This is a genomic window from Bacillus sanguinis (assembly GCF_018332475.1).
Lineage (GTDB): Bacteria > Bacillota > Bacilli > Bacillales > Bacillaceae_G > Bacillus_A > Bacillus_A sanguinis.
Map to the genome: position 1 here is coordinate 1 of NZ_BOQB01000055.1, position 9425 is coordinate 9425.

The 9425-nt window shown below is 35.6% G+C and carries 7 protein-coding genes; 5 read left to right on the forward strand and 2 right to left on the reverse strand.

Features of this window, described 5'->3' with window-relative positions:
* Positions 1-87: 87 nt before the first annotated feature.
* Positions 88-750 carry a DUF1796 family putative cysteine peptidase gene (locus tag KI369_RS07605; RefSeq protein ID WP_212955578.1) on the reverse strand — a complete coding sequence of 221 codons (663 nt, stop codon included), beginning with the start codon at positions 748-750 and terminating at the stop codon, positions 88-90.
* A gap of 444 nt (positions 751-1194) precedes the next feature.
* Between KI369_RS07605 and ppsA the strand changes: the two genes are divergently transcribed.
* Entirely contained in the window at positions 1195-3801 is a 2607-nt protein-coding gene (gene ppsA, locus KI369_RS07610; protein ID WP_212955579.1) for a phosphoenolpyruvate synthase, read from the forward strand.
* A gap of 55 nt (positions 3802-3856) precedes the next feature.
* Here the strand turns inward: ppsA and KI369_RS07615 are convergent, their stop codons facing one another.
* Positions 3857-4474, reverse strand: coding sequence for a TetR/AcrR family transcriptional regulator (locus KI369_RS07615; RefSeq protein WP_306467432.1), 618 nt, complete (start codon positions 4472-4474; stop codon positions 3857-3859).
* A 171-nt stretch (positions 4475-4645) separates the two neighbouring features.
* Here KI369_RS07615 and KI369_RS07620 point away from each other — a divergent pair, with 171 nt between their 5' ends.
* The 4 genes from KI369_RS07620 (at position 4646) to KI369_RS07635 (ending at position 9293) form a co-directional block, all read left to right on the forward strand.
* On the forward strand, positions 4646-5827 hold the full coding sequence (locus KI369_RS07620; protein ID WP_212955581.1) for a YhgE/Pip domain-containing protein: 1182 nt from the start codon (positions 4646-4648) through the stop codon (positions 5825-5827).
* A 173-nt stretch (positions 5828-6000) separates the two neighbouring features.
* Positions 6001-6879 (forward strand): aminoglycoside phosphotransferase family protein, encoded by an 879-nt coding sequence (locus tag KI369_RS07625; RefSeq protein WP_212955582.1) that lies wholly within the window; start codon positions 6001-6003, stop codon positions 6877-6879.
* A gap of 113 nt (positions 6880-6992) precedes the next feature.
* Complete coding sequence (locus tag KI369_RS07630; protein WP_212955583.1) at positions 6993-8321, forward strand: YjiH family protein; 1329 nt, start codon at positions 6993-6995, stop codon at positions 8319-8321.
* A 384-nt stretch (positions 8322-8705) separates the two neighbouring features.
* Positions 8706-9293, forward strand: coding sequence for a GNAT family N-acetyltransferase (locus KI369_RS07635; RefSeq protein WP_212955584.1), 588 nt, complete (start codon positions 8706-8708; stop codon positions 9291-9293).
* Positions 9294-9425: the final 132 nt, after the last annotated feature.

Sequence of the window (9425 nt, forward strand, 5' to 3'; positions counted from 1 at the left end):
ATAATTTACTCCTAGAATTAAGGTGGAGACATATCAATTTATATAAAGTGCAAACAAAAAATATTGATTGTAAAGTCGTAGTTTATACTATTTATTTGAGTTTAAGCGTATATCTTTTAAGAGGATATACCAAGTTCTTTTATTTAGATAATTACTTGAAACTTGAATGGGAAAAACATGATCAAGCCCCCATTCTAATTCGTTTATTTCATTTTCAAGTCCTGTTGGATAGAGTAAAAGGATCTTAAAATTATTTTTAACAATATTTGATAAAACTGTTTGTAATTCTAGTGCTTCAGTCAAGTTTCCGCCCCATCTAACAAATAAAATGGATTGTGAATTATAAATTATTTTGTAAAGATTATCAATTCTTCGATCTAATTTTTGTTTAAAATCATGGTATGTGATGAACCAATCTTCATTTGGAATAACAGGGAAATCATGATAAGATGTTACGTTATATTTTGTGTCTTTTATAATATGAGAAAAAACAGGTTGTATCACACCATCATTAAACACAACATTTTGATCCGGCATTGCGTGCATGTTTTTTAACTCCATAAAGTCTATAAAGTTATTTTTCAATAATTCGTTGATAGAAGAAAGATCCGGTGATACAAACCAATCTAGAGGACCTGAATATTTCCGCAACCTATATTTTTTTAGATGAATAGCAGTATAACAATTTTCCCCTAAACTAATAACATCATCATACATTCCTTGAAGTTTTTTCATTTCCAATACAATCATCCTTTTTTGGAAAAATAGAAGGTATATATATTCTAAAAAGCGTTATTATGACACAGAATATGCTTTTGAAAAATAGGAGAACTAATTCATTATAAATAATATATGTATGTATAAAACCTTATGTGAAAAGGCTCACGGGAGGATAAACTAAAGCATATTTCGGGTTATATACTATTTGTTGAGGTAAGAATTGTGTGTGATAATTAATGGTGTTTTATAAAAAAAAGGGGAAAAACAGAATTATATTGAAGTGAGTTGTGAGTAAATTATAATTTGAAATTGAGCGGAAATAAGAAGCCCCAGTTGCTTCATTATGCAACTGGGGTATTTTTTAATCTCTTCCTAACTTAATTATATCATGTAAATCAAGTTCGAAATAGACTGTTTATTTGCATTTACTACTGCTACAATCAAGAACACATGCAAAGTAAGGAGAGATGTTACATGAGTTCTTTCGTTCTCGATTTTCAGGAAATAGAAAACACGCAGCTTTCGCTTGTTGGTGGAAAAGGTTTGAATTTAGGGGAGTTAACAAATATTCAAGGAATACAAGTACCAGAAGGATTTTGTGTTACAACAGTAGGATATGAAAAGGCCGTCGAGCAAAATGAAGAGTTGCACACTTTGTTGCAGCAGCTAAAAAAGCTGAAACGTGAAGACCGAGCTCAAATTGGTGAGATTAGTAAGAAGATTAGGGAAGTCATTATGGCAGTAGAAATCCCTACTGATGTAGTGGAAGCAGTGGCTCATTATCTCTCACGTTTTGGAAATGAACATGCGTATGCCGTGCGTTCTAGTGCTACGGCTGAAGATTTACCGTATGCCTCGTTTGCTGGTCAACAAGATACGTATTTAAATATCACCGGAAAAGAAGCGATTTTGCAGCATATAAGAAAGTGCTGGGCTTCTTTATATACAGAGCGAGCAGTTATGTACCGCATACAAAATAGTTTTGAACATAATCAAGTTTCTATATGTGTTGTCATTCAAAAAATGGTTTTCCCGCAGGCTTCGGGCATTTTATTTACTGCTGATCCAGTTACTTCTAACCGAAAGGTGTTATCAATCGATGCCAGTTTTGGGCTGGGAGAGGCATTGGTATCAGGAGTGGTCTCTGCCGATAATTATAAAGTAAAAGAAGGCGAAATTACCGGAACGATGATAGCAACTAAAAAATTAGCTATTTATGCTCTAAAAGAGGGCGGAACAGAGACGAAACAGATTGATCCAGCTCAGCAAAAGCTTCAAACATTGTCTGAACAACAAATTTTACAGTTAGCACAGATCGGAAGGCAGATCGAAGCTTATTTCGGTTGTCCGCAAGATATCGAATGGTGTTTAGTTGATGATGCATTTTATATTGTCCAAAGCAGGCCAATCACGACTTTATATCCAATTCCGGAAGCAAATGATCAGGAAAATCATGTGTATGTATCGGTTGGTCACCAACAAATGATGACTGATCCTTTGAAGCCATTAGGAATGTCTTTATTTCAGTTAACATCCTTTGGACCGAGGTTTCAAGCTGGGGGAAGGCTGTTTGTTGATGTTGCACAAAGATTGGCTTCGCCTACTAGTAGAGAACTTTTATTAAATACGATAGGGAATTCGGAACCACTTATTAAAGATGCATTAACGACTGTAGTCGAGCGAGATGATTTTATTAAATTGTTACCAGATGATGAAAAAGAAAAGAGTGTTGGTAAAAGCGGACCACCTGTAAGCTTGCAACCACAAATCGAAAACAATCCGGCAATCGTTATGGATTTAATAAAGAAGAGTCAAGCATCAATCGAAGAGTTAAAACGAAACATGCAAACGAAATCAGGGGTGGATGTACTTGATTTTATTTTGGAAGATATTCAGCAATTAAAGAAAATACTATTTCATCCGCAAAGTATGGCTGTCATTATGGCAGGTATGAATGCTTCAACATGGATCAATGAAAAGATGGAGCAATGGCTAGGTGAAAAGAATGCAGCAGACACGCTTTCTCAATCTGTACAAAATAATATTACGTCTGAAATGGGTTTAGCATTAATGGATGTTGCTGATGTGATTCGGCCGTATCCAGAAGTTATTGCGTATTTACAACATGTAGAAGATGATAGCTTTTTAAATGAACTAGTTCAGTTTAAAGGTGGGGAGAAAGCTCGAGGTGCTATTTCTGCTTTTCTAAATAAATACGGAATGAGATGTAGCGGAGAAATTGACATTACGAAAACACGCTGGAGTGAAAAGCCAACTACTATTATCCCGATGATTTTAAATAATATAAGAGATTTTGAAGCGGGTGCGAGTAAACGGAAGTTTGAAGAAGGGCTGCAAGAAGCTTTGAAAAAAGAAGAAGAGTTAGTAGATCGATTGCAGCACTTACCGGATAGTAAACAAAAAGTAGAAGAGACGAAGCGAATGATTCGCAATATCCGTAATTGTATCGGCTATCGTGAATATCCAAAATACGGCATGATTAATCGTTATTTTATATATAAGCAGGCATTATTGAAAGAAGCTGAGCAACTTGTGCAAAGCGGTGTCATTCATGAAGTCGATGATATATACTATCTAACTTTCGAAGAGCTTCACGAAGTTGTTCGAACGAATAAACTAGATTACGAGCTTATCCAAAAACAAAAAAATGATTACAAATTATATGAAAAACTAACACCTCCCCGCGTTATGACGTCTGATGGAGAAATCATTACAGGTAAATATAAACGAGAAAACCTCCCGTCTGATGCCATTGTAGGTCTGCCTGTTTCTTCAGGAGTAATAGAGGGAAGAGCACGCGTTATTTTAAGCATGGAAGAAGCAAATTTAGAAGAGGGCGATATATTAGTTACTGCTTTTACTGATCCTGGCTGGACACCATTGTTTGTGTCTATAAAAGGGTTAGTGACCGAAGTCGGTGGACTTATGACGCACGGGGCAGTGATTGCACGTGAATATGGATTACCAGCAGTTGTTGGAGTAGAGAATGCTACAAAGCTAATAAAAGATGGGCAACGAATTCGGGTAAATGGAACAGAAGGGTATATTGAAATGTTGTAATGAAATAAAAGATCATCCGCTATTATAGTGGATGATCTTTTCATATATACTTGACTTATTTCTTTAAACCAGCTGCATAAAAAGGTCCATGAACTGCGATTGTTGATAAAATATGAGCAATTTCCTCAGGTGTTTCTTTTTGCCCGTTATTTAACCATTGCTGAATAACACCAATATGAGCAGATGCCATATAAGAAGCTAAGTATTGGCTTGGGACAAGTAAATTCTCTTTATTAATGAGAGCACCATTCGTATCTTCAAATAGTGTTTTCCACATAAAGTCTTTCAGCTTTGTTTGGAAAGATAAATCTCCTTTTGGACTAAGTACAGCTTTCATAAAATCACTATTTTCATTTAGAAATTCAAGAATAGAAGTGATAAGTAGAAATGGCATTGTTGGGGAAGGATTTGATCCAAGATCTGCAATTACTTCTGGAAATTTCTGTTTTGCAATGCTAGAAAACTCATACATAATTTCTTCTTGGCATTTCGTCATTAAATCAAATTTATCTTGATAATGCGCATAGAAAGTACCGCGATTAATGTTTGCTTTCGTTGTAATATCTTTCACCGTAATGGCGTCAAATCCTTTTTCTTCAATTAATTCCACAAATGCATTTCGTATGGCAGTTTTCGTACGAACAACACGTAAATCTAAATTACTATCACGCAAAGTATATCCCTCCTTCATTTTAGCCAACACATTTCAAGGATGTGTATGATAACCGACACATTTACGATTTTTGATTATTGTATAAAGCTCACCTCGAACATATAATTCAAAATATAAATAAACAACACGTTGTTGGTTATTATAAATCAAATGTAAGGAGGAGAAAAGAGAATGTTTAAAAATAAACTTTTATTGTTATCACCAGTTATTGCACTACTAGTTGTTTTTATTTTTTCGTTAACGTTATTTCCAACCGTTCAACCGCAGCTAAAAAACTTACCAATCGCAATTGTAAATGAGGATCAAGGGGTAGAGATTCCGAATCAACCGAAGATGAACATGGGGCAAACGATTGTTGATAATATGAAAAAGACATCAAAATCAGATGAAGAACCTGCGGTGAAGTGGGTAGAGGTGAAAAATAAAGAGGCAGTTCAAAAAGGATTAAATAATCAAGAGTATTACGCAGCATTAGTTATTCCGAAAGACTTTAGCACAAAACAATCATCATTACGAACACCACAGCCATCTTCGCCAGAGGTAGAAATATTCATCAATCAAGGAATGAATACAGCTGCATCAACTATGGCAGGACAAATGTTAAATACTGTAGTTGATAATATGAACAACAATGTTCGTATACAACTATTAGAAGGATTGAAAGCAAAAGGGGCTGCTTTAACAACAGACCAAGCTGCGAAATTAGTAACACCGATTACTAAGAAAGTGACAAACGTAAATGAAATCGGCAAAAATAGTGCGAACGGTAACTCACCAATTTCATTATTCCAGCCGTTATGGATCGCAAGTTTAGCAAGTGCAGCAATTATCTTTATTGCGATAAGTAAAATGCCGATTCGTACAAAAAACGAAAATTTTGTATTAAAGCTAAAGCAAATTGTAACAGGCGCAATTGCCGCACTTGTAATTGGGTTCGGTCTTACATGGATTGCGGATGGAATAGTAGGACTAAATATTTCAAACTTCACTGATACGGCACTGTTTTTATCTATTACATCCTTTAGTTTTTTCTTAATGATATCGGCGGTACTTTCATTAGTCGGACTAAAGGGAATTGGTGTATTCGCACTCTTACTATTCTTCGGTGCACCGTTATTATCATTAGCGCCGGAAATGTTGTCGCCATTTTATCAAGATTGGGTTTATTCTTGGTTACCAATGAAATTTATGATCGAAGGCCTTAGAGAAATCTTCTTCTTCGGAAAAGGGTTAAGCTGGAGTACACCTCTTACCGTGCTTGTGTGGATTGGTGCGGTAAGCATGGTTATTATGTTAGCGACTGCTTTCAAACGTAGTGCAATAAAAGAATCTAAAGCTGAATTAAACGCTTAAAAGATAAAAAACGTTTCACTAGGAGTGAAGCGTTTTTTTGTTTAGATGTAAGCTAAGTAGCATAGAAGAGATATTTAAAAGTAGTAATTAATGGTGTTATATAATGAATGTATAACACAAAAACGACAATAACAGACGGACTTAGTAAGTTTCAAAAGAAAAGGAGATAGTGAATGAATCAAATTGATACTGGTTTAGTTAAAAGATTAATAGGGGAACAGTTTCCTGAATGGGCACATTTAGAGGTGAAACCTGTAAAGTTTAGTGGGCATGATAACAGAACATTTCACTTAGGGGATAAGATGAGTGTAAGATTGCCAAGTGATGCGGCATATGCACCGCAAGTAGAGAAAGAAAACAAGTGGCTTCCTATATTAAGTAAGGAGCTTTCTTTACCGATTTCTGCACCAGTTGCGAAAGGAAATCCATCTGAAGAGTATCCATGGCCTTGGTCTATTAATAAGTGGATAGAAGGAGATGCTGTAACGAAACAAAATGTTCGTGACTTAAATGAATTTGCGGCAAATTTAGGATCATTTTTAGTAGAATTGCAATCTATTGATGCGAGTAACGGACCGGTAGCTGGAGCACATAATTTTTACCGAGGTGGGCTTATATCTGTATATGATGGAGAGGCAAGAGGTGCTATTGAAAATAATAAGAATGTTTTTGATGAAATAGTATTAAAGCATCTTTGGGATTTAGCACTTCTGTCAACGTGGGAGAGTAAACCAGTTTGGGTTCATGGAGATGTTGCACCAGGAAATCTACTCGTTAAGGATGGAAAGCTTTGTGCCGTAATTGATTTTGGTATTTTAGGAGTAGGAGATCCTGCTTGCGATGCAGCGATGGCATGGACGTTTTTTGATAAAAGTAGTAGAAAGATATTTAAAGAAGTACTGTGCATAGGTGAAGAAACGTGGAATAGAGCGAGAGGATGGGCACTTTGGAAGGCGTTAATTACATATGATGCGAATAAGACTTGTAATAAGATAGTGGCAGAAGAATCGTATCATGTCATTCAAGTGATTGTGGATGATTATGGGAGGTAATAGAAAAAGCCTATTTTAAAATAGGCTTTTTCATATGACTAAATATTAGAAACCAAAAGAAGGAATCTAATGTAATTATACAGAATATTTAGATAAATAGGGGGTGTCGAATTTTGAGTGAAATTGAATTAAAAAGGAATGTAATTAAGACAGGGAGTGAGAAGAGGATTATTCTTCGTTTTATACTCGCTAGTCTAGTTGGGGTGTTTATGTTTTTCGTACCAGTTACGATAAACGGTGCTTCGTCCATTATGATTGATCATATCGTATCTTGGATTAGGGCGTCCGTTCCGAGCGTAGTACCTTATTACGCACTACTCGTTATGGTAGTGGGGGCAATCTATCCGTTTTATACGAAAAAATGGAATACGTCCCTCGTAGACATTTGTTTTTCTATTTTAAAAGTAGTTGGTGTCGTTTTTGGTGTACTATATTGTTTGAAAGTAGGGCCAGCTTGGTTCTTTGCGCCAGATGTAGGACCGTTTTTATATGAAAAATTAGTAATATCGGTAAGTTTACTCGTTCCAATTGGCTCGGCTTTTTTAGCGTTATTAGTCGGGTATGGATTACTTGAATTTATCGGTACGTTTTGCCGTCCAATTATGAGGCCGTTATGGAAAACACCTGGACGATCAGCGATCGATGCGGTTGCTTCCTTCGTTGGAAGTTATTCCTTAGCCTTATTAATTACGAATCGCGTGTATAAAGAAGGAAAGTATACGACAAAAGAAGCAGCGATCATCGCTACAGGTTTTTCTACAGTATCCGCAACATTTATGATCATCATCGCAAAAACATTAGACATTATGCATGTATGGAATGTTTATTTTTGGACTACTCTCGTTGTAACATTCATCGTAACTGCTATCACCGTAAGAATTCCACCACTTAGTAGAAAACCAGATACATATGTAACAGAAGAAGGGTTCCCAGAGCCTGTTTATAAGGAGAAAATGTTAGAACGCGCTTGGGAAGACGCGTTAGAAGTATCGAAATCTGCACCGAGTATCACGAAAAATATTGCAGTGAATTTAAAAGATGGATTTATTATGACGATGGGGATTTTGCCATCCATTATGTCAGTCGGATTAATTGGTATCGTCTTAGCAAAATTCACGCCAATATTTGATTGGATCAGTTATATTTTCTATCCATTTACGTGGGCTTTACAGCTTCCAGAAGCAGAACTAGCTGCTAAAGCGGCATCCGTTGGTATTGCAGAAATGTTTTTACCTTCTCTTCTAGTTGTAAGTGCACCACTTGTGACAAAGTTTGTCATTGCGGTTGTTTCGGTATCATCTATATTGTTCTTCTCAGCTTCTATTCCTTGTATTTTATCGACAGACATTCCGTTAAAAGTATCTGAACTTATTATTCTCTACGTACAAAGAACGATTTTAACGTTACTTATTATTACGCCGATTGCTTATTTGTTGCTTTAAAGTTAAAGATAAAGTTATAACAAAAGAAGCCTTCTGTAAAAGGAAGGCTTCTTTTGATTAAAAGCGGGGTATTTTTATTTATCTTTCGTATATGAAGTAATACTTCTTAAGAAGATTCCTAAACCTGCAAAAAAGAATCCTAAGCATAATAAGCTGCCTGGCGTTCCCCAAGTAATTTGATCTAGCATTTTTATCCCCTCCCATTTATCATTATATAGCATTTATTGGTAATTATCAAAATTTTCCTTTTTAAAGGTTGTTGATGAACCTTCCACCCTATACGAGAAGACTATATTTGAAAAGGAAGTCTTTAAAAAATATTCTATTATTCTTATAAAACGTTTCGGTTTCATATGATATAGTAACAACAAAGGGGGCTTACAAATGGAACTGATTCACGAAAGAGCAAAGTTACGGTTAATAGATAGTGATGATGTCGAAACTTTGTTTTCGATTGTAGAAGGAAATCGAGATATTTGGGCGTATTTAATCTCTAAAATGGATAGTGTGCAAGATATGCAGCAATACGTTCAAAAAGCGATACAAGGTTATGGAAAGGGTTCTCAAATACCTTTCGTTGTAGTGGATCAACAGACGAATACGATTGTAGGAAGTACACGTCTATACAATATTTCAGTAGAAGATAAAACAGTCGAGTTAGGACAAACGTGGTATCATCCAAGTGTGCAACGTACGAGTATAAATACAGAGTGTAAGTATACGCTTCTCCAGTATGCTTTTGAAAAATTGCATATGTTGAGAGTGCAAATTAAGACGGATGCAAGGAATGAAAAAGCACAACGAGCAATTGAAAGGTTAGGTGCAGTTAAAGAGGGCGTGCTTAGAAATGAAAGAAAATTGACAAACGGCTATGTGAGAGATGCAGTGGTGTATAGTATTATTTCGAGTGAATGGCCAGGCGTAAAAGAACAATTATTAGAAAAGTTAGAGTTGTATAAAGAAAAGCTATAATTCGTGTTTTGAAAGGTATATTGTTCGTGATGCATGAAAAATATACCTTTTTTCTTACAAAATGCTACTTTATTTTAATTCCTTTTGTTTCATCGTTCCCTTCTGAGAAAAAATTCGTTACAATGTAGTTGT

Excerpts from the sequence above, each read along its gene's own strand:
- KI369_RS07620 (WP_212955581.1), top strand. The coding sequence starts at position 4,646 with ATGTTTAAAAATAAACTTTTATTGTTATCACCAGTTATTGCACTACTA.
- ppsA (WP_212955579.1), top strand. The coding sequence starts at position 1,195 with ATGAGTTCTTTCGTTCTCGATTTTCAGGAAATAGAAAACACGCAGCTT.
- KI369_RS07635 (WP_212955584.1), top strand. The coding sequence starts at position 8,706 with ATGGAACTGATTCACGAAAGAGCAAAGTTACGGTTAATAGATAGTGAT.
- KI369_RS07625 (WP_212955582.1), top strand. The coding sequence starts at position 6,001 with ATGAATCAAATTGATACTGGTTTAGTTAAAAGATTAATAGGGGAACAG.
- KI369_RS07605 (WP_212955578.1), bottom strand. The coding sequence starts at position 750 with ATGATTGTATTGGAAATGAAAAAACTTCAAGGAATGTATGATGATGTT.